Origin of the sequence: Rugamonas rubra, from assembly GCF_900114705.1 — a bacterium.
In the GTDB taxonomy this organism is placed as follows: domain Bacteria; phylum Pseudomonadota; class Gammaproteobacteria; order Burkholderiales; family Burkholderiaceae_D; genus Rugamonas; species Rugamonas rubra.
The window spans coordinates 1-1,887 of record NZ_FOTW01000071.1; the positions used below are offsets into that span (position 1 = coordinate 1).

The window sequence follows — 1,887 nt, forward strand, 5'->3', positions numbered from 1 at the left end:
TCCCGAACAGGACCGTGAAACAACTCTGCGCCGATGATAGTGCTGCAACCAGTGTGAAAGTAGGTTATCGTCAGGCTAGTTATACTAAAAACCCCCTTCAGTGATCTGTTGGGGGTTTTTTACGTCTTTTTGATTTTATAAAACACCATCAACGACTTGGCGCCAGCATGGGAAGGGTGAGTATAAATTTACTTCCTCTGCCGACGATGCTATCGACATCAATACTGCCTCCAAGAACTTCCGTAACAATATTGTGGACTATATGTAGTCCCAGGCCGGAGCCGCCCACCCCCAGTTTCGTTGTAAAGAACGGATCGAAGATGTGCCGCAGATGGTCCGGCTGGATACCTCCGCCTTCATCCTGGACGACCATCGTCACCCAGCCAAAAGAAGACAAATGGGCGACTATGGTCACAACGCCCTCCTTGTGGGTGTCATAGCCGTACACAATGGCATTGTTAATCAAATTTGTGACGACTTGCCCTAGCGGGCCGGGAAAACTCTCCATCATTAATGCGTCGGGGATGTCGACGCGAATGCTGACGCGACTGCGCTTGATTATCGGCTGCAGGGTCAGCACCATCCCGCCGACCACCTCGGCCAGTAGGAAGCTGCGCCGTTGCGAACTGGACTGGTCAACTGCCACCTGTTTGAAATTGCTCACGATGTCGGCTGCCCTTTGCAGATTTCTCATCAGGATGTCAACCGTCAACTGAGCATCCTCCATATAGTGCTCAAAAGTAGAGCGTTTGACGCTGCGTTCCTCTGCCAAGTCATGAGCGAGCTGTTCCGTTTGCATATCGAAGGTACTTGCCGCCATTAAGCTGTTACCAATCGGGGTATTGAGTTCATGGGCGATCCCAGCGACCATCGCGCCCAGGGCGGCAAGTTTTTCATGCCGGACCAGATCTTCCCGCGCCTGGGCGAGTGACTCTATCGTGCCTTGCAGTTCCCGGTTTGCCTTGCGTAGCGCCAGATGCGTGTTCACGCGCGCGAGCACCTCCTCGATCTGGAAGGGTTTGGTGATGTAGTCGACTCCGCCGGCATTGAAGCCGATCACCTTTTGTTTCGCATCGGTTAGCCCGGTCATGAAGATGACGGGAATGTCCTTGGTCGCCTTGCTGGCCTTCAGGCGTCGGCACACTTCGAAACCGTCGATGCCAGGCATAATCACATCGAGCAAGATCAAATCGGGATCGGCGAACTCCGCCCGCATCAAGCCCTCTGCGGGCGTCTGAGCAAGGACTACTAGGAAGCCGTGCCGCTCCAGACGGTCGAGCAGGGCACCTAGGTAAGAGAGCGAGTCGTCGACGATGAGTATCGTCGGCATGGGGACATTGAGGGCTTCGTTGTGATTCATGGTGCCTCCGATCAGCTGAAACTGGTCAGGTCAAATCGGCACCGCCACGCCCGCAATGCGTTATTTGGCGGCGGATTGAACTGACCCATGTGGCACCCGACAGGAGTTCTTACGAGAGACTAGTATAGGCATATTTAGATTCGAAGTGAAAAAAAAGAGGCGATTTTGGGTAACAAGTCGCGTCTGGCGGCCGTCCATGTCACACCAAAAAACTACCCCGTCTCGGATGGGCGGGGCGAGCGATCGGTTGGACAAGAGCGGCTTGTGTTGCCAAGACCCAGGCTCGCACTGATCAAGATTATCAGTTTATTACGGTATTTTCCAAAGTGTAGCGTTGGAGCGAATTGGGCGTTTCATCGCACTTGCGTACTTTTTTGCTAGAAATTCACCGCAGATTGTAAGTAACTGCAAAATTGACTGGCGGTTTTTGCTGGCCTTTGCTATAGTTCGCCTCCCCGCAGAACGGAGCGCGCAAAACAGCGTGGCGCAGAGTGAAGCGGGAAAAAGTAGGGGGTTGACGAAATGGC

At 53.5% G+C, this 1,887-nt stretch carries 1 protein-coding gene; it reads right to left on the reverse strand.

All coding sequences use genetic code 11. The features are described from left to right. Positions 1-148: 148 nt before the first annotated feature. Positions 149-1,360, reverse strand: a complete 1,212-nt coding sequence (locus tag BM252_RS29740) for a sensor histidine kinase (protein WP_245774513.1) — start codon at positions 1,358-1,360, stop codon at positions 149-151. Positions 1,361-1,887 lie beyond the last annotated feature (527 nt).